Below are 19,835 nucleotides of genomic sequence, written 5' to 3'. Positions count from 1 at the left end.
TTGTAACAATTCTGTAATAGAATTTTATTGAATATATAGAATAAACTGAATAATTAAAAAAAGTTGGAAGGTGTACTATGAGCGCAAAAAAATCGCTGCACAAAGAGGCACCATTGCTTGAAGTGAAAAATTTACAGACCGCTTTTGATATTGACGGAACTGATTATAATGCAGTAGAAAATGTTTCGTTCAATGTAATGCCAGGGGAAATTATCGGTATTGTTGGAGAATCTGGTTGTGGTAAGTCTGTTTTGAGCCTTTCAATTATGAAGTTACTCCCGAAAGGAAGTGGAAAAATAAAATCAGGTGAAGTCATTTTTGATGGATTAAATCTTGAGAAAATGTCCGAATCACAAATCAATAAAATCCGTGGGAAAGACGTCTCCATGATTTTCCAAGAACCAATGACCTCATTAAATCCAGTCTTTACAATTGGATATCAACTCCAAGAAGTCCTTTTTAACCATACAAAGATTACTAAAAAAGAGGCTCGGTTAAAATCGATTGCCTTATTGAAAAGTGTTGGAATCTCCCGGCCAGAAAAACTCGTTGATGAGTATCCGCACCAATTATCAGGCGGAATGAGACAACGCGTCATGATCGCCATTGCCATTGCTTGTCAGCCTAGATTATTAATTGCTGATGAACCAACCACTGCCCTCGATGTTACCGTTCAAGCCCAAATTCTCGAACTTTTAAAAGATATACAAGCCGTAAATGATATGTCTGTTATTTTGATTACACATGATTTGGGTGTAATTGCTGAAATGTGTGACGAAGTAATGGTGATGTATGCTGGAAGGATTGTAGAACGGACCGATGTGGATACACTTTTCCATAATCCTAAACATCCATATACAAGTTTGCTCTTAGGGGCAATCCCGAAATTGGATGGACAAGAAGAACGGTTAAGTTCGATTAAAGGTATCGTCCCATCGCTTCTAAATATGCCGAAAACTGGCTGCCGTTTTGCCCATCGATGTCCAAACGCCATGCCTGAATGCACTAAAATTACCCCTTTGCTTGAAGATGTTGAACAAGGCCATGAGGTTGCCTGTTTGCTCTTTGAAACTAGCAAGCCAAGAGAAGGGGTGAAAAAATGAGTACCATTTATATACATAAAAAGGAAGCCTATTCTTCCTCTCAATCTGAAAATCTATTAGAGATTAAAAATCTTAAAACCTATTACCCAGTCAAAGGTGGGTTCTTCAAGCGCACTATTGGAAATGTAAAAGCGGTAGATAATATCTCTTTTGAGATAAAAAAAGGAGAAACTCTTGGACTAGTAGGTGAATCCGGATGTGGCAAATCTACGGCAGGGAGAACCATTCTTCGTTTACTTAAACCAACGGGAGGACAAATTCTCTTTAATGGAAAAGACATTACCAAAGTATCTGGTAAATCACTTCGAGAGATTCGCAAAGATATGCAGATGGTCTTTCAGGATCCCTATGCTTCCTTGAATCCAATGCAAATGGTTGGAGATATAATTGCAGAACCCATTTATAATTTTTCAAAAAAAGATAAAGCTGAGTTAAAACGGGAAGTCATGGATTTGTTAGATAAAGTAGGCTTGCCGCCCGATGCCTATTACAAGTATGCCCACGAATTTTCTGGGGGACAGCGCCAAAGAATTGGAATAGCAAGAGCTCTAGCATTAAAACCCAAATTAATTATCGCCGATGAACCGGTTTCAGCACTAGACGTGTCTGTCCAATCACAGGTATTAAACCTGTTAAAGGACTTACAGGATGAATTTGATCTTACTTTTCTTTTCATTGCGCATGACTTAAGTGTTGTTAAACACATGAGTGACCGAATAGGTGTTATGTACCTAGGGAATATGGTTGAGGTTTCGAATAAGGACAACCTATACGCTAAACCTCTCCATCCATATACACAGGCATTAATTTCAGCTATTCCAACTCCAGATCCCAGGGTAAAAAGGGAGCGGGTCATTTTAAAAGGTGATGTGCCAAGCCCTATCAGTCCTCCATCTGGATGCACATTCCATCCCCGCTGCCCAATGGCAATGGAGGAATGTTCTAAAAGTAAGCCAGTATTAAAGGAGGTGAAGCCCTCTCATCGAGTAGCTTGCCACCTTTACTAGAAAAGTGAAAGTGCCTAGGGGCTGGAGCTAGTCTGTTGCAAAAGGATAAATATAAAACAATTAGGGGGGAAACAAATGAAGAAGAGAAGTATGCTTATGTTAGCAGCATTAATGCTGGTTCTGTCCGCATTTTTAGCAGCTTGCAGCGGCGGTGAAAAAGCGGGTACAAAGAAAAATGAAAATGAAGGTAAAAGCGGCGAAACAGCCGGAAAACCACAGGATGGCGGCACACTAGTCTATGCATTGGATTCAGCACCTGAAGGTAAATTCAACTACTCTTTTTATGGTACACAAACTGATGCATATGTAATTGATTTCTTTGATGAAAACTTAATTGATTATGATGAGAACCTAAAGGCACAACCACATATCGCCTCATGGAAAACAGCAGACAATAAAGTGTTTGACTTCGAAATCAAACAAGGTGTTAAATGGCACAACGGGGACGAATTATCAGTTAAGGACTGGGAATTCGCTTTGAAAGTTGTTGCTGACAAGGATTATGAAGGTCCGCGCTTTGATAACGTAAGAAACATTATGGGTGCACAAGATTATCATGATGGTAAAGCAAAGGAAATCGCTGGTATTAAAGTAGTCGACGATTACCACATTCAAATTACATTCGATAAGGCCCGTGTAAACAACTTGGATAATCTTTGGACATACCCTATGAACCGTACAGCATTTAAAGGAATTGCTGTAAAAGATATGATGGGGTCTGAACAGGTTCGTACAAAGCCAGTTGGTTTAGGACCATTTAAAGTTTCTAAAATTATCCCCGGTGAATCAGTTGAAATGGAGCGTTTTGATGATTACTTCGGAGGCAAACCGCATATCGAAAAAGTCGTTGTTAAAGTGATCGACCCATCTCTTTCTGTAGGAGAACTTAAAAACGGAACGCTTGATATGACTTCTTTCCATCCTAGTATTATTGATCAAGTTAAAGCGCTGGATAATGTAAACGCAGTAACTTATCCTGGCGTAAGCTATTACTATGTTGGTTTCAGATTAGGTACTTGGGATGGCGAGAAAAATGTCATGAACGAACCAAAATACCAAGAGAAAAAGCTTCGTGAAGCAATGTATTATGCAATCAATCGTGAGGAATGGGTTAAGGCGTTCTTCTTTGGTGTAGGTAAACCTGTGAACCGTCCAATCCCGACAAACCATTGGATTGCAGCACCTAATGAAGATTTAGAGCAATACAAATATGATCCGGAAAAAGCTAAATCACTATTAGATGAAGCAGGCTACAAAGACGTTGATGGCGATGGATTCCGTGAAGATCCAAACGGTAAGAAATTCGTTGTAAACTTCAGCCACTATGCAACGGATAACCCAACTTTTGAATCTCGTGCCAAAGCAATGACTCAATATTGGGAAGCTGTTGGATTGAAAACTAAATTAACGATGACTGACGTAAATCTTTACTATGAAATGCTTGAAAAAGCGGACAAATCAATGGAAGTATTCTTCGGAGGCTGGTCAACTGGTGCAGATCCAGATCCAACGCCACTTTGGGGCTCAAAAGCACTTTGGAACTATCCACGCTGGGTAAATGCGGACAGTGATAAATTGTTGGATCAAGCACTTGATATCAGTGTTGTTGGAACAGATAACGAAAAACGTAAGGATCTTTATGTACAATGGCAAAAACTATTCATGCAAGATCTTCCCGCATTACCAATTGCTGAACTAGAAGAAACAATGGCTGTTAGCAAGCGAGTTCAGGAAGTTAAATTTGACGTATCTGGTATGAACCGTCCAAATGAATGGTGGATAAAACAATAGTACAGTTTTCTAAAAAGTTAATACAATTTGTTTTAAGGGCTTACTAATACTGACAACTCAATTTTGAACTTCAAATGGGAGAAGGCTTTGCTTCTCCTATTTGAACAAATTAGGCGAGATATACAGCTTGTGGTTACCGAGGCTTATAGACAAGGAGAATGCACATGTTGAAATATGCATTTCGTAGAATATTGGGAATGATTCCAATGTTACTCCTTACTTCCATAGTAGTGTTTTCCTTGGCAAAATTAATGCCGGGGGATTCTCTTAGTGGAGAGATTGATCCAAGAAATACAAATCCAGAATACATCGCAGAAATGCGTGAGAAATTGGGATATAATGATCCGATGCCTCAGCAGTATTTCCGTTGGATTAGTGGTTTCGTGGAGGGGGATTTTGGGAAATCAACACGATTCAAAATTGCTGTATCTGAGGTTATTGGAGAACGTCTCCCTAACACCATACTATTAGGCATTTCAGCTATCTTAATAACATACGTCCTTGCATTTTTTATGGGTTCATATGCAGGTCGAAAGCCGTATACCTTAATGGATAACCTAATAGGAGGATTAAACTACATAGGCTTGGCAATTCCATCCTTTATTGCAGGGGTATTCGCCATCTTTTTCTTTTCATTTAAGTTAGGCTGGTTTCCATCTAATGGCTCAGTAGACATTGGTGTTACAGATGGAACCTTAGAATGGTGGCTAAGCCGTTTTCACCATGTTTTTTTACCAGCTATCGTACTTGGATTATTAAGTACAGCAAGTTATACACAATTTTTACGTAACGATATTATTGAAAATAGTCGTAAAGATTATGTTCGTACGGCTCGTGCAAAAGGGACTCCGGAAAGTAAGATATACAATGTTCATATTTTAAGAAACTCAATTATCCCACTTATAACCTTTTTAGGCTTTGATATTGTTGCCATTATTAGTGGTGCTATTATCACCGAGACGATTTTTACATATCCAGGTCTTGGACAATTATTCCTGCAGTCTGTCGGGACAAGAGATTATCCAGTATTAATGACATTGACCATGTTTTTCTCTTTCTTAACACTTATCGGCAATTTAGTAGCGGATGTATTATATGGTGTTGTAGATCCGAGAATTAGGCTAGATTAGGGGGAGAAAAAATGAAAGTCGTAACACAATACGAAAAAAATGTTATCGTAACACCCCCGAAAAAAAGTTTATCTCCTTTTGCCATTGCTCGAAAGAAATTTGTAAAAAATAAATTAGCAATGGTCAGCTTTACCTTTTTATTAATTGTTACTATTGTTTCGATACTAGCTCCTTTTATTACCACTGCAGATATTACGAGAATTAATATTGGCCAAATGTCGTTAGAACCATCGGGTGATCATTGGCTTGGAACGGATAAAGCCGGGCGGGATGTTTTTACGAGATTACTCTATGGGGGCCGCATATCGTTATTAGTTGGAATGAGTTGTACATTATTTGTCATTTTACTTGGAACATTGATCGGCTCTATTTCAGGTTATTTTGGTGGAACAGTAGATAGTCTATTAATGAGATTTACTGATTTTATCTTAAACTTTCCATTTCTAGTATTTGTAATAGTCCTTAATGCCATTCTTTTTGGAAAAGTAAATGGGTTATGGGTATTAATCGGCACCATTAGCTTGTTAAGCTGGGGGGGAATCGCCCGGATTGTCCGTAGTAAAATCCTCGCTGAAAAAGAAAATGAATATATTACGGCAGCTATTTCAATTGGTTGTTCACCAGCCAAAGTAATTATGAAACATCTATTACCAAACATTTTATCTACTATTATCGTGCAAGCGACGATTACATTTGCGACAATGATTGTCGCTGAAACAGGATTAAGTTTTCTTGGCTTTGGTGTCCCTCAGGAAATTCCAAGTTGGGGAAATATGTTGAATTCGGCAAACGAGCCGGATGTTCTCCAATTTAAGCTTTGGATATGGGTACCGCCGGCATTAATTATAACGATTACTATTTTATCGATAAACTTTATCGGAGAAGGACTAAAGGATGCTTTCAATCCAAAATCAAAAAGATAAAATCTGCCATTAATGTGGTAGATTTTTTTGTTATTCTCTTCATTCTGGAATAACCAATATCATATACCCATATACATTAAGAAATATAATAGGACAAGTGCTAAAAAATTAGGTCAATCATTGAAATTGGAGCAAAATATATATAAAGGAATAATTTAACTAAGGTCTGCCCATACTGATTTACAAACAGTTTCTTGAAGTGAGGGGTTGTAAAATGTTGTATCTTCATGATGTATGGGTAAATTGGTTTGAAGGGGAAGAAAACGGTTATAATGTATGTCACTTTCATGAATGGCGTAAGGATGACGGGGTGGAACTGTTAGATCAGGTACCACTGATAAAAGTTGAGCCTGTTTTGTTTAAGTACATTGAAAACGATTTGTCGGAATTACCTCAACAACTTCTAGATGATATTTATCAGAAAGCCTATTTAAGAAAAAACCATGAAAGAGTTCAACTTGACTATTGCTTCGTGGTAACGGATGGAATTGGGATCTTAGCAATTGATACCATAGGCTATAATATCCCGATTCGAAAAAGTCGGTTAATTCCTAGACAAGAGCAATTGGTGTACGAAATGATTGCTCAACACGAGGCTACTAAATATCATTTTTATGAGCAGGAAAAAATGAAGGACTATCATATTCTCTCACCTGAACCAGAACTAATGAGAGGTTTAACAAGAAAAGAGCGTCAATTAAAACAACTGTTATTTATGGCTTTAGATCAATTGCTCTCATCTAGTAATGAAGCAGAAGTTAGATATTGGTATACCGAATGGTGCCCGGAGCATTATTCAACCATTCAAGAATTAAATTTTGAAGCTGCATGGGAACAATTGTTTGAAGAAACAAAGTATGGGTGGTCTAAGCGACATGAGACATTTTGTGAAAATTTAATAAAAGGACAGCCGTTTTTTGAAAAGCTTTGGGAAATGGAGCACGGTCCGAAAGTAAATTAAAAGCCTGACCCAAAAGATATGTATTCCATATCTTTTGGGGTCAGGCTTTTTGTTGTTATCTTTTTTTTCTACCAAGTCCCATTGCATTTTCCATTTTTTTAAGGGTTTTAGCTGCCACTAGATTTGCCTTTTCTGCACCTTCATCTAGAATCCGGTCGAGTTCTGATGATTCGAGTAAATCATAGTATTTTTCTTGGATAGGCTGAAAGAAATTTACGACGACATCTGCTAAATCGCCTTTAAAATCACCATATCCTTTCCCTTCATACATTCCTTCAATTTCTGTTATTGATTTACCACCTAGGATAGAATAAATCGATAATAGGTTAGATATACCAGGTTTGTTTAATTTATCGAATTTAACAATTCCTTCTGAATCGGTGACAGCACTTTTAATTTTCTTCTCAATCTGTTTCGGGTCATCTAATGGTGTAATAATTGCCTTTTTATTTGGATCTGATTTGCTCATTTTTTTTGTTGGTTCTTGTAATGACATAATTCTAGCACCAATTTTAGGAATACTAATCTCAGGGATAGTTAATACGTCCCTGTATTTTTTATTAAATCTTTCAGCTAAATCCCGTGTTAATTCTAAATGTTGCTTTTGATCTTCACCTACTGGTACAAGATTCGTGTTATATAAGAGGATATCTGCAGCCATGAGTGGCGGGTAGGTTAAAAGACTTGCCTGCACAGCCTCTTTACCAGTAGATTTATCCTTAAATTGTGTCATTCTTTCAAGTTCACCAATATAGGCAACACATTGCATAATCCATCCTGCCTGTGCGTGAGCAGGGACCTCTGATTGGATAAATAAAGTAGCTTTTTCTGGATCAATTCCAACTGCTAGATACAATGCCGCTAAACTTCGAATATTTTTGCGAAGTGTTATTGGATCCTGTGGAACCGTAACGGCATGCTGGTCAACGATACAAAAGAAACAATTGTATTCGTTTTGCATTTCAACAAACTGCTTTAATGCCCCGATATAGTTACCAAGTGTTATTGTTCCACTCGGCTGAATACCAGAAAAAATCGTTTTCATGATTAATTTCCTCCTAAAAATATATAAAAAAAAACCATTCATCCCCATAAAACTAATAGGGACGAATGGTTCCGCGGTACCACCCTAAATTACTCAATAAAGAGTCACTCAATTCCACAATCATCCACAATGACGATCGGGAGTCCTTTTAACGCAAGGAAAACGTCAAATCCTACTTTTATATGTTCAGACAGAGGCTCCAAAGTCCATTCCGTATTTATTCGTGTTTGTTTACACCAGCCACAAACTCTCTGAAACGAAGGAAAATACGTACTACTCTTTATCATAGCCTGTTAAGCAACTATACAATTGTTCTTATTATAAATGAACTGTATATTTAATTTCAAGTCCGTAAAAAATAATATAGGCAACAGGAGATTAACATCAGTACACCGTTAGCTAATCCATGAAATAGAAGGGGTGATGGATTGAATGTAATGAGCTCTGATAATGCAGGAATATCTTCCAACCTTCTATTGTTTTGCCCTCTTGAAAAAGTCAAATTAAATGATTTACCAATGGCATCGTAAAAGCCAGAATTTATCGTATAAAGTAGTAAGGATGTAAGAAGGAGCAGAGAAGAAACATAAAACGATATATCGATATAACTAAATAATGAAAATCCTTTTTTTGAAAATGAAGAAATTATTAGTATAATCAACTGTGTTAGTGCCAATATTAAAAGTCTTTTCCTTAATCTGTAATTCACAGTATAACCTCCAAAACATAGATTTAATAAGGGTAGACACTTAATATTATACAAATAAATTATTATAAGTGTAAATTATAACACAGGAATTTGTAACGAATACGTAACGAATGTTTCAATACTGTAAATAAAATTGTAAAAAATAATGTACAATTAATTTAAAATATGTATAATAGAGAATGTAGTAATTTTTCAGAATAATAGAAAAGGGAGGTCTACAAGTGAAGAAATCAAAACTTTCACTACTTTTAGTTCTATCACTAGTTCTAAGCATGTTTCTAGCAGCATGTTCAGGCGGAGACAAGAATGAAGGAAAAGAGAAGAATGAAGGCAATAATAATGCTGGCACTGAGGAAACAACTTTAGCAGATAAACAAGTTCTTAATGTTCTTGAAACTGCAGAAATTCCATCTATGGACAGCGTGATGTCTCAAGACGTATTAAGCTTCACAATGTTAAATGCTACAAACGAAGGTTTATATCGTTTAGATCCCGACCAAAAAGTTATCCCTGGCGTTGCTGAGGCTGCACCAACATACAATGACGACAAAACTGTTATCACAATTAAACTAAAACAAAATACAAAATGGTCAAACGGTGACCCAGTTACTGCTCATGATTTTGTGTTTGCATGGCAACGTGCAATTGATCCGAAAGTTGCTGCTCCCTATGGCGCATACTTCATGGAGGGCAAAATCAAAAATGCATCTGAAATTGTTGCTGGTAAAGCGAAAATAGAAGATTTAGGTATTAAAGCATTAGATGATTATACTGTCGAAATCACTTTAGTGAGAGCGCTTCCATATATCGAATCTTACTTAACATTCCCATTGTTCTACCCACAAAACAAAAAGTTTGTTGAAGCAGAAGGCGCTAACTATGCGAAAGATGCTACTCACCTACTTTACAATGGTCCATTTAAAATGACTAAGTGGGATGGCCCAACTGGAACTGAATGGGTATTAGAAAAGAATGCTGATTACGTTAATGCTAAAGACGTTACTTTAGAGAAAATCAACTTTAACGTTTCTAAAGACCCACAAGCTTCTGCAAACGCATATACTGCAGGCGAAGCTGATATCACAGGGAAGCTTGCACAAGCTGCGATTCTTTCTCAATTTGAAGGACAAAAAGATTTACTACGCTACCAAGAGCCATCTATCTGGTGGTTAAAAATGAACGAAAAGAATAAAGCATTGAAAAATGTTAACATCCGTAAAGCGATTGCTTTATCTGTTGACAAAAAAGCTTTAACAGAAGATGTATTAGCAAACGGATCTATCCCTGCTGATTTCCTTGTACCAAAAGGTTTCTCATTCTTAGATGGTAAAGATTTCCGTGATACTGCTGGAACTTACCTAAGCACTAACAAAGAAGAAGCTAAAAAGCTTTGGGAAAAAGGTCTTAAAGAAACAGGCCTTAAAGAAGTAGCATTTACTTATGTTGGTCAAGATACTGAAACTTCAAAATTAACTGACGCTTTCGTTAAAGACCAATTAGAGAAAAACTTACCTGGATTAAAAATTACTGTCGAGGCTGTACCATTCAAAATTCGTATTGCTCGTGAAGACGCTCAAGATTACGATCTATTAATGGGTGGTTGGGGACCTGACTACGCTGACCCTATGACATACATGGATCTATGGGTTACTGGCGGCGGACAAAACCACATGGATTATAGTAATCCAGAATTTGATAAGTTAATTAAATCAGCTAGTGAAGAACTTGTAGCTAAGCCACAAGATCGTTGGAAAGCTCTTCAAGATGCAGAAAAAATCTTGTTAGAAGATGATGCGGCAATCGCACCACTTTACCAACGTTCAGTTAACCTTCTTATCAATCCAAAGGTTAAAGGTTTTGCTCACCATGCATTTGGTCCGGATTATAGTTACCAGTGGATTAAAATCACAAAATAGTAGCTATACTACTCAAATAGAAAGAGAGTATATTGAAGAAATATACTCTCTTTTTACCTGTATGGGAATTGTCGAAAAACGTCGAATATTTAAAAAATTAGGAGGTGTAGGCATGGCAAAATATATCTTACAACGAACTGGCTATATGATAATTACACTTTTAATCGTAACATCACTTACTTTTTTCCTCATGAAGCTAATTCCAGGTAGCCCATTTAATAACTTCGAAAAGCTCTCAGAAGTTCAGCGCGATATTTTGCTGGATAAATATGGTTTGAATGAACCTCTGCCTGTTCAATATTTTAATTATATGAGGAATTTGGTAAAGGGTGACCTAGGAGTATCCTTTCAATTTGACAATACCCCTGTAACAGAACTTATTGCTAACCGCATTGGGCCATCTGCACAATTAGGTTTGCAAGCTATGATAGTTGGTGCAATAATTGGCATATTCTTGGGTGTAATTGCTGCCTTAAAGCAAAATACATGGATAGATTATGGGTCTACATTTATTGCTGTAGTTGGTAAATCAGTACCGTCATTTATATTTGCTGGATTGCTTCAGTTTTATATTTCTGTTAAATTGCATTGGCTTCCTGTTATGTTATGGAAAGGACCTGAATATACCATTCTGCCTACCATTGCATTAGCGATGTTTCCAATATCAATTGCGGCACGGTTTATGCGTACTGAGATGATAGAGGTATTAGGATCTGATTATATTACTTTGGCGAGAGCAAAGGGAGCAAGCCGTTGGCAAATTAGTCTAAAGCATGCACTTAGGAATGCATTAATACCTGTTGTGACTGTATTAGGACCCTTAGCTGTTAGCTTAATGACTGGTTCATTAGTTATTGAACAAATTTTTGGAATTCCAGGACTTGGGGAACAATTTGTTAAATCAATTAATATGAATGACTACCCTGTCATTATGGGAACCAATATTTTATTTGCTGTATTATTTGTTGTTGTTATCTTGATTGTTGATATTCTATATGGAATCATCGACCCACGTATTCGTATATCGGGGGGGAAAACTAAATGAGCAACAAAGACATTACAATTTCAAAGGATATGTTTGCTCCTGCCCATATTGACCCATCAAAAAGTGAAAAAATCTCCAAAAAGAGCCTAAACTTTTGGCAGGATTCATGGCTAAGAGTTCGGAAGAATAAAGGTGCGGTTGTTAGCTTAGTAGTCTTAGCTATCATGCTTATTTTGGCATTTGTTGGTCCGATGATTACGCCGTATGATTTCGATACACAAAACACTAAGCATAATAACTTGCCGCCGCGTATTCAAGGTTTAGAAGATGTAGAATGGCTTCCATTTGATGGAACATTATCCAGAAGAGACGGCACAGTGTACAACGCATATGAAGTTCGGAAAATTGATGCCTATTACTGGTTTGGAACTGATAATTTAGGCCGAGACCAGTTTGCACGAATTTGGAAAGGTACACAAGTATCGTTATTTATTGCCTTCATGGCAGCATTAATTGATATGGCCATTGGTGTTGCATATGGAGCTGTATCTGGTTATTTAGGCGGAAAAATTGACGGTGTTATGCAACGTATTATAGAAGTTATTGTTGGTATTCCCAACCTGATTGTTGTTGTATTAATGATTTTGGTGTTAAAGCCAGGTATTATTCCAATCATAATCGCCTTAACTATAACCGGCTGGACTAGTATGGCCCGAGTTGTCCGAGCACAAGTGTTGAAATTTAAAGGTCAGGAATTTGTTTTGGCTGCCAAGACACTAGGTGCTTCTAATTCTTCAATTATTTTTAAACATATGATTCCGAACATGTTTGGTGTCATTATAATAAATACGATGTTTTCAATCCCAAATGCTATTTTCTTTGAAGCATTTTTGAGCTTTATTGGGTTGGGATTACAAGAACCGAATGCATCTTTAGGAACATTAGTCAATTCAGGATTTAAATCTATGATTGCATTTCCTTATCAAATGATTATTCCTTCCGTTATGATAGCTATTATTATGGTGTGCTTTAACTTAGTGGCGGACGGATTACGAGATGCGTTGGATCCAAAAATGCGTGATTAGAAGGCAGGTGTATGTAAATGGAGAAAGTTTTACAAGTAAAGGATTTAAAAATATCGTTTCATACATTTTCTGGAGAAGTACAAGCGATTCGTGGTGTAAGCTTTGATTTATATAATGGTGAAACATTAGCGATCGTTGGTGAATCAGGTTCTGGAAAATCAGTTACAACAAAATCAATCATGCGGTTACTTCCTGAACACAATTCAGAAATTAAAAGTGGTGAAATTCTTTTCGAAGGAAAAGATCTAACAAAACTTAAAGATAAAGAAATGCAAAAAATCCGTGGAAAAGATATTTCAATGATTTTCCAGGATCCGATGACTTCACTAAATCCAACAATGAAAATTGGTAACCAGATTATGGAGCCTCTTATTAAACACCAAAATATGAGCAGACACGCTGCAAAGGAAAGAGCAGTTGATTTATTAAAACTAGTTGGTATTCCAAAGGCAGAGATACGTGTAGATCAATACCCGCATCAGTTCTCCGGTGGGATGAGACAAAGGGTTGTTATCGCTATTGCCTTGGCATGTAATCCTAAAATTCTTATTGCCGATGAACCGACAACTGCTCTAGACGTTACAATTCAAGCACAAATTCTTGAATTAATGAAGGATCTACAAAAGAAAATTGATACATCGATAATCTTCATTACGCATGACCTTGGGGTTGTTGCTAATGTAGCGGATCGTGTAGCAGTTATGTATGGTGGGAAAATTGTTGAAATTGGTACAGCCGATGAGATTTTCTATAATCCACAACATCCATACACATGGGGCTTAATCAGTTCAATGCCTGACATGGATACACATGATGAGGAGTTATTCTCGATTCCTGGGACACCACCTGATTTATTAGATCCTCCAAAAGGTGATGCGTTTGCACCGCGTAACCCATTTGTTATGAAAATTGATTTAGAGCAAGAGCCGCCTTTCTTTAAAGTTTCTGACACACATTATGCAGCAACATGGCTGTTACATCCTGATGCACCAAAGGTTAACCCACCTGAGGCTGTAAAAAGACGCCAAAATCAATTTGCAGGAAATACTTCAGTAGCTACTCTAGAGAAAACGAATCAAGGTCAATTCCCTGGAATAAAGGAGGGGAAATAAATGGCTCAAAGAGAAAAATTACTTGAGATTAAAAATTTAAAGCAATATTTTAATGAAGGTAAAGTGAACGAAGTAAAAGCAGTAGATAATGTCTCTTTTGATATATTTAAAGGTGAAGTAATGGGATTAGTAGGAGAGTCTGGTTGTGGTAAATCAACAACAGGTCGAACAATAATCCGTTTATACGATGCTACTGGCGGCGAAGTTTTATACGATGGAGTTAACGTCCACGGTAAAAAGTCTAAAAAACAATTAAAAGATTTTAATCGGAAAATGCAAATGATATTCCAAGATCCATATGCGTCATTAAATCCGAGATTAAAAATAGCTGATGTTATTGCCGAGGGAATTGATATCCATGGCTTGGCAAATTCAAAAAAAGATCGGATGGAGCAAGTATATGAGCTTTTAGAAACCGTTGGCTTGAATAGAGAGCATGCGAACCGCTATCCTCATGAATTTAGTGGTGGTCAGCGTCAGCGAATTGGTATTGCACGTGCCCTTGCTGTTCAACCAGAATTTATCATTGCTGATGAACCTATTTCAGCGTTGGATGTTTCTATCCAAGCGCAGGTTGTTAACTTAATGAAAAAACTTCAAAAAGAGAAAAACTTAACTTATCTCTTCATTGCCCATGATCTTTCAATGGTAAAATACATTAGTGATCGTATCGGTGTTATGTATTTTGGTAAAATGGTAGAACTTGCACCTGCCGATGAACTTTATAAAAATCCACTGCACCCGTATACACAATCACTTTTATCAGCGATTCCTGCTCCAGATCCAATCAGTGAACGGACACGGAAACGGAAATCATATGATCCAGCCAGACATAACTACGAGCCTAATGAATCAGTTGAATTTAGAGAGGTGACTCCTGGTCACTTTGTTCTATGCTCGGAAAAAGAGTTCAAACAATACAAAGTACAATCTAAATAAAACAAAAAAAACGATCTCGCTGCGAGATCGTTTTTTTTGTTTATTATTTCTTATTGCCCCCGACAGTTTTCCATCCAGTCTGGTATTTAGCACTTTCATCAACAAATTCACTTCGATTTTTACCACCAAACACTTTTTCACCAAAACTGTTTGTAATAACACCCATTAGGGCAGTAATTCCTACAATTAGTAAAGCAACAATAGTTAAATCCAATATGTATGCTCCCATAGTATTAACCCCCTTCATTATCAGCTGTTTTGAATATTCGTAGCACGATATTAATATCCCTCCTTTATTGTAAAAGAACTTACCGTTTATTTAAAGAGGAAATTAAATAACTTTCGATTTGATTTTTAAAATAAATGAATGCGTTTTCACTGCGAATTTTTAATTGAGAATAGAATTTTGGATTATCGTTTTTTGCCGTAGAGAAATAAATTGTTAAAGTAGTGAAAACAATTTATTTCTGGATGACAAACTCTTAATTACACAGTATAGACGAAAATTATAGGAAGAGGAATAATGATTATTGAAAAATTTCAAGATGAAATAATAAAAAAATATGAAACTTTTAGGAGAATTATTCGTCTAATATAGTGAAACAACAAATTTTTGAATTGTTTTTCGTCTTACAATATTTTTTGAAAAAAAGATACCCTTTTAAGAAACAGTGGTGTATAATCAATGATATAAATTACTTATTTATAATGATTATTGAAAGATGATTTAACTTGATTATAATAAATTGGTTTAATAATTCAATATACGGGATATATCAATAAATAGACGCAAATAAAAGAGGAGTGTGAAGATCGAATGGTTACACTATACACTTCACCAAGTTGTACATCATGTAGGAAAGCCAAATCATGGTTAGAAGAACATGAAATACCATACACAGAGAGAAATATTTTCTCCGAACCATTAACAATGGAAGAGATAAAAGAAATACTTCGGATGACTGAAGATGGTACGGATGAAATTATTTCAACAAGATCAAAGACATTTCAAAAATTAGACGTTAACTTAGATGCAATGCCGCTTCAGGATTTATTTGGATTAATAAAAGAGAATCCTGGTCTCTTGCGCAGGCCGATTATAATCGATGAAAAACGTTTACAAGTTGGATATAATGAGGATGAAATCAGACGATTCCTCCCAAGAAGAGTCAGAACGTTTCAGTTGCGCGAAGCACAGCGTATGGTTAATTAAATAAATAGGCCTTCTTTTTGGAGGTCTTTTTTTGTATATAAAAAATAATATCGTTGTGGTTTCTATTCCACTTTGCTACAATATAATGAAAATCTTAACTAAGTTGAATAGGTATTAACACGGTTTTTTAGATTTCAGCCTTTTTTATTTCCCTTATTAGTACTTTTATCATAAAATAAAAGTACACGAGTATTTACTTTTTTACACCCTTATGAAAATTTTTTTGAAATTAAGTAAATGCTAAGGCAGTATCTGCTTGGGGGTATTTAGTCCCTTCAATCTGGAAAACGGAAGGGAGAGGTTTTTAATGGAGATTGAACGCATTAATGAAAATACAGTGAAGTTTTACATTTCATATGGTGATATAGAGGAAAGAGGCTTTGACCGTGAAGAGATTTGGTACAATCGCGAACGTAGTGAAGAACTCTTTTGGGAAATGATGGATGAAGTCCATGATGAGGAAGAATTTGTTATTGAAGGTCCTCTTTGGATTCAAGTCCAAGCACTTGATAAAGGCTTAGAGGTTCTGGTTACCAAAGCACAGTTGTCAAAAGATGGAGAAAAGTTTGAACTCCCCATTCCTAATGAAAAAATAAAAGATTTTCCTGCTGATGATAAGATTGAGGGTCTTTTGGATCATCATTTTAATCGCAATCATTCAGATGAGGAAGATATAATTCTTGAGGAAGAAACGTTAGAATTCCTCATTGGCTTTAAAGACTTTGAGGATGTTATTAGCTTATCTAATCGTTCAGGATTGGATGATTTAGTGACAATGCTGTATCATTTTGAAGGAAAATACTATTTATATATTGAATTTCCTGAAGACTTATTTGAAGAAGATGAAATTGACGATATATTAAGTATTTTGCTTGAGTACGGTTTTGAAACACAACTTACCATTCATCGTATTCAAGAATATGGTAAAGAAATAATTTCTGGAAATGTTTTTACTGAATTACGAAAACATTTTCGCTAATTAATGTACCGATTTCAATATTGAAATCGGTATTTTTAACATTAACTGTTTCCTGAAAAAACTCGGGTAGGTGAGGGCACTGAAAAACACAGTAAGGGTTATTATATTTTTGGCGGTATTATCCGTACTATTGTTTTTCTTTAAGGATCGATTAGCAAGTGGGATCTTTGGAGTCCTAAGTGTTTTGGTTACACTGTCAGTTATTTTTATTGGCTTTGTTATTTTCCTTGAGAACCGCCACCCAACTCAAACGATCACTTGGTTAGTAGTTCTAGGTAGCTTTCCTTTGGTTGGTTTTATTTTTTACCTCCTTTTTGGCCGAAATTATCGGAAAGAAAAGATGTTTAGGAAGAAGTATTTCTTAGATAAGCAAGCGTTTTTGACAGTTGAAGGTGAGGATGATCCAAGAAGTGATGAAAAGCTTAGCTTAATGGGGGAACACCAAGGTAAATTATTCAATTTGGCTCAAAAACTGGGGAATAGTCCAATTTCCTTTGATACCTCCACAAAAATCCTAACAAATGGAGAAGAAACATTTCACCATATCTTAGAACAACTAAAAAAGGCTAGGCATCATATCCATCTTGAATATTATATTGTTCGTCACGACCATATTGGTCAAGAAATTAAAAATATTCTTATTGAAAAGGCCCATCAAGGTGTAAAGATTCGTTTCTTATATGACGCAGTGGGTTCTTGGCAGTTGTCCAAGTCTTATATAAACGACCTAAGAAATGCAGGGATCGAAATGGTGATTTTCGGGCCTGTAAAACTGCCTTTTTTAAATAATAAATTTAATTTCCGTAATCATCGTAAAATGATCATAATAGATGGGACGATTGGATTTGTTGGCGGGCTCAATATTGGAGATGAATATTTAGGAAGAGATAAGAACATTGGTTTTTGGCGTGATACGCATTTAATGCTTCGTGGGGAAGCTGTTCGGACACTTCAGCTTATTTTTTTACAAGACTGGTATTACATGACTAATCACAGTTTCCTAACAGCCGAATACTTATCACCCCAAAATGATAATGAAAGTCACGGTGGTGTTCAACTCATCGCTGGAGGGCCTGATAACGAATGGAGTGTTATCAAAAATATCTTTTTCTCAATGATTGCAAGTGCGGAAAAATCAGTTTGGATTGCTTCACCGTATTTTATTCCAGATGAAGATATCTTTTCAGCAATAAAAGTTGCAGCACTAAGTGGTATAGACGTACGCCTTCTAGTACCCAATAAACCTGATAAACGGATCGTCTTTCATGCATCAAGATCTTATTTCCCAGAGCTTTTAGAAGCAGGCGTTAAGGTATATGAATACCAACGGGGCTTTATGCACAGTAAGATTGTTATCGTTGATCATGAGCTAGCCTCGATTGGAACATCCAATATGGATATGAGGAGCTTCCATTTGAATTTTGAGGTAAATGCATTCTTATTCCGTACTAAAAGTACTCAGAAGCTAGTTGATGAATATATTAATGACCTTGAATATTCTAAACAGCTGGATAAAACAATTTTTCATGAAAGACATCTGGGTTTAAGAGTACTTGAATCAACAGCTCGGTTACTATCGCCCTTACTCTAAGAAGCCATGATAAAAAACTCGTCGAATTGGCGAGTTTTTTTTGCTATTAAAAGGAATTAATGATAATTATAGCGAATTATGATAGATGAAGGAGGCGAGAAATAATTGTTAACAGCACAAACAAAAATTGGTGAAAAAATCTGTCTAGGGCTTGATTACAAAAAAGACACTCTTTTGGCCCTTCGCATCAAAGAAGAATTTTTTTGCCCTATTTGTGGGGAAAGTGTTTTGCTAAAATTAGGAGATCAGCGGATTTTTCATTTTGCCCATAAGCAGGGGGGAGCTTGCCGTGATTTTTATGAAAGCGAATCGAATTACCACATGGAGGGAAAACGTCAACTCTATCAGTGGCTGATAAGACAAAAGATTCCTTCCGATTTAGAGTACTATGATAGGGATATTCAACAGCGACCTGATATCATGTTCAATTATAATGGAAAGAAATACGCGTTAGAGTATCAATGCTCAACCATTCCAGAGAGCATTTTTATTAAGCGGACGAATTCATATCTTCAGAATGGGTACATTCCACTATGGATTCTTTCTAGCAACAAAATAATCATTAAAAAGAGGAATATCGTTGCATTGTCAAACTTTCAGTACTTATTTTTACGGACCACTACTTCTGGAAAGTTCTATATTCCATCATATTGCCCCGAAAAACAACAATTTCATTTGGTTGAATCAATCACTCCCTATTCCACAAAAAATGCCTTCGCTAATCATTCCTCTTATCCTATAAAAAAAATAGACTTAAGTGATTTATTGGAGCCCAAAATGGGCAATGAGTTTAATCTATCAAGCTGGAATAGTGAAAATGAAAAATTCAATCTAAATTGGGCTCTTCATCCAGGGAATCAGCATAAATCTTTTTTTCATGAAATATATAACAAAAACCTTAATCTTTTCTTATTACCGCCAGAAATTGGTCTTCCCGTCCATCACGCACTACTTCTCCAAACACCACCGATCATTTGGCAAACGTATTTTTTTATAGATATAATCGCCGACAAAAGCACCGATGATTTAATATCCCTATATGAAATTAAATGCCATTTAAATAAGAGAATTACGAAAAAAGAAATCATTGTAAGAAATTTATCACAGCTTGAAAAAGTGAATCCGATATTAGCCATTTTCGATTACCTTTTACTGTTAGAGCAAGTGGGTATGATATCAAGAAAAGGAGATACTAGTTACCAATTGAAACGGAAGATATCGATTCCAAAGTCCAATCGAGAAAGAGAGGAAGCGAAACTGATATTTTTTCAAAAATATCAGCGAATCCTTTTAAATAAATAAATGAAAATATGTATAAGGGTATACTATATAAAAGTGTAAATAGT

General features: G+C 36.1%; 18 protein-coding genes and 1 other annotated feature. Of the genes, 15 read left to right on the top strand and 3 right to left on the bottom strand.

The window, feature by feature from the left end:
- Nucleotides 1–77: 77 nt before the first annotated feature.
- The 6 genes from ACSU6B_RS01275 (at nucleotide 78) to ACSU6B_RS01250 (ending at nucleotide 6,915) form a co-directional block, all read left to right on the top strand.
- Nucleotides 78–1,103, top strand: coding sequence for an ABC transporter ATP-binding protein (locus ACSU6B_RS01275; RefSeq protein WP_410882103.1), 1,026 nt, complete (start codon nucleotides 78–80; stop codon nucleotides 1,101–1,103).
- Nucleotides 1,100–2,110, top strand: a complete 1,011-nt coding sequence (locus ACSU6B_RS01270) for an ABC transporter ATP-binding protein (RefSeq protein ID WP_410882101.1) — start codon at nucleotides 1,100–1,102, stop codon at nucleotides 2,108–2,110. Before ACSU6B_RS01275 ends, ACSU6B_RS01270 begins: the two co-directional genes overlap by 4 nt.
- Nucleotides 2,111–2,185: 75 nt before the next feature.
- Nucleotides 2,186–3,901, top strand: a complete 1,716-nt coding sequence (gene opp4A, locus ACSU6B_RS01265; RefSeq protein ID WP_410882099.1) for an oligopeptide ABC transporter substrate-binding protein — start codon at nucleotides 2,186–2,188, stop codon at nucleotides 3,899–3,901.
- Nucleotides 3,902–4,065: 164 nt separating this feature from the next.
- Nucleotides 4,066–5,031: an oligopeptide ABC transporter permease gene (gene opp4B / locus ACSU6B_RS01260; RefSeq protein WP_410882097.1), complete on the top strand. Its 966-nt coding sequence runs from the start codon at nucleotides 4,066–4,068 to the stop codon at nucleotides 5,029–5,031.
- A gap of 11 nt (nucleotides 5,032–5,042) precedes the next feature.
- Nucleotides 5,043–5,954 carry an oligopeptide ABC transporter permease gene (gene opp4C / locus ACSU6B_RS01255; protein ID WP_410882095.1) on the top strand — a complete coding sequence of 304 codons (912 nt, stop codon included), beginning with the start codon at nucleotides 5,043–5,045 and terminating at the stop codon, nucleotides 5,952–5,954.
- A gap of 214 nt (nucleotides 5,955–6,168) precedes the next feature.
- Nucleotides 6,169–6,915, top strand: coding sequence for a YjbA family protein (locus ACSU6B_RS01250; RefSeq protein ID WP_168242495.1), 747 nt, complete (start codon nucleotides 6,169–6,171; stop codon nucleotides 6,913–6,915).
- A gap of 55 nt (nucleotides 6,916–6,970) precedes the next feature.
- Here the strand turns inward: ACSU6B_RS01250 and trpS are convergent, their stop codons facing one another.
- Together trpS and ACSU6B_RS01240 are read right to left on the bottom strand one after the other, a co-directional pair.
- Complete coding sequence (gene trpS, locus ACSU6B_RS01245; protein ID WP_410882257.1) at nucleotides 6,971–7,963, bottom strand: tryptophan--tRNA ligase; 993 nt, start codon at nucleotides 7,961–7,963, stop codon at nucleotides 6,971–6,973.
- A gap of 51 nt (nucleotides 7,964–8,014) precedes the next feature.
- Nucleotides 8,015–8,256, bottom strand: a binding site (T-box leader).
- Between the two features lie 47 nt (nucleotides 8,257–8,303).
- Nucleotides 8,304–8,669, bottom strand: coding sequence for a DUF3899 domain-containing protein (locus ACSU6B_RS01240; protein ID WP_410882093.1), 366 nt, complete (start codon nucleotides 8,667–8,669; stop codon nucleotides 8,304–8,306).
- 221 nt (nucleotides 8,670–8,890) lie between these two features.
- Here ACSU6B_RS01240 and ACSU6B_RS01235 point away from each other — a divergent pair, with 221 nt between their 5' ends.
- The 5 genes from ACSU6B_RS01235 to ACSU6B_RS01215 all read left to right on the top strand — a co-directional run bounded on the left by ACSU6B_RS01235 (nucleotide 8,891) and on the right by ACSU6B_RS01215 (nucleotide 14,706).
- The gene (locus ACSU6B_RS01235; RefSeq protein WP_410882091.1) at nucleotides 8,891–10,585 is read left to right on the top strand and encodes a peptide ABC transporter substrate-binding protein; all 1,695 of its coding nucleotides are present in this window, start codon (nucleotides 8,891–8,893) and stop codon (nucleotides 10,583–10,585) included.
- A 112-nt stretch (nucleotides 10,586–10,697) separates the two neighbouring features.
- Entirely contained in the window at nucleotides 10,698–11,630 is a 933-nt protein-coding gene (gene opp3b / locus ACSU6B_RS01230) for an oligopeptide ABC transporter permease (protein ID WP_088086074.1), read from the top strand.
- Nucleotides 11,627–12,655 carry an oligopeptide ABC transporter permease gene (gene opp3C / locus ACSU6B_RS01225; protein WP_410882089.1) on the top strand — a complete coding sequence of 343 codons (1,029 nt, stop codon included), beginning with the start codon at nucleotides 11,627–11,629 and terminating at the stop codon, nucleotides 12,653–12,655. Before opp3b ends, opp3C begins: the two co-directional genes overlap by 4 nt.
- 17 nt (nucleotides 12,656–12,672) lie before the next feature.
- Entirely contained in the window at nucleotides 12,673–13,767 is a 1,095-nt protein-coding gene (locus ACSU6B_RS01220) for an ABC transporter ATP-binding protein (protein WP_410882087.1), read from the top strand.
- Entirely contained in the window at nucleotides 13,768–14,706 is a 939-nt protein-coding gene (locus ACSU6B_RS01215; protein ID WP_410882085.1) for an ABC transporter ATP-binding protein, read from the top strand.
- A gap of 43 nt (nucleotides 14,707–14,749) precedes the next feature.
- Here the strand turns inward: ACSU6B_RS01215 and ACSU6B_RS01210 are convergent, their stop codons facing one another.
- A complete protein-coding gene (locus ACSU6B_RS01210; RefSeq protein ID WP_088086078.1) occupies nucleotides 14,750–14,935 on the bottom strand; it encodes a hypothetical protein in 186 nt (61 codons plus the stop codon).
- A gap of 588 nt (nucleotides 14,936–15,523) precedes the next feature.
- Here ACSU6B_RS01210 and spxA point away from each other — a divergent pair.
- The 4 genes from spxA to ACSU6B_RS01190 all read left to right on the top strand — a co-directional run bounded on the left by spxA (nucleotide 15,524) and on the right by ACSU6B_RS01190 (nucleotide 19,791).
- Nucleotides 15,524–15,919, top strand: a complete 396-nt coding sequence (spxA, locus tag ACSU6B_RS01205; protein WP_026566143.1) for a transcriptional regulator SpxA — start codon at nucleotides 15,524–15,526, stop codon at nucleotides 15,917–15,919.
- Between the two features lie 307 nt (nucleotides 15,920–16,226).
- On the top strand, nucleotides 16,227–16,898 hold the full coding sequence (gene mecA / locus ACSU6B_RS01200; protein ID WP_410882083.1) for an adaptor protein MecA: 672 nt from the start codon (nucleotides 16,227–16,229) through the stop codon (nucleotides 16,896–16,898).
- Between the two features lie 79 nt (nucleotides 16,899–16,977).
- Entirely contained in the window at nucleotides 16,978–18,489 is a 1,512-nt protein-coding gene (cls, locus tag ACSU6B_RS01195; RefSeq protein WP_214999991.1) for a cardiolipin synthase, read from the top strand.
- Nucleotides 18,490–18,594: 105 nt separating this feature from the next.
- Nucleotides 18,595–19,791, top strand: a complete 1,197-nt coding sequence (locus ACSU6B_RS01190) for a competence protein CoiA (protein WP_410882081.1) — start codon at nucleotides 18,595–18,597, stop codon at nucleotides 19,789–19,791.
- The last annotated feature ends 44 nt before the right edge of the window (nucleotides 19,792–19,835 follow it).

It is taken from the genome of Neobacillus sp. C211, assembly GCF_051842875.1.
Lineage (GTDB): Bacteria > Bacillota > Bacilli > Bacillales > Cytobacillaceae > Neobacillus.
Note: the sequence above shows the minus strand (reverse complement) of the source record. Positions and strands in the feature narration are given on the sequence as shown.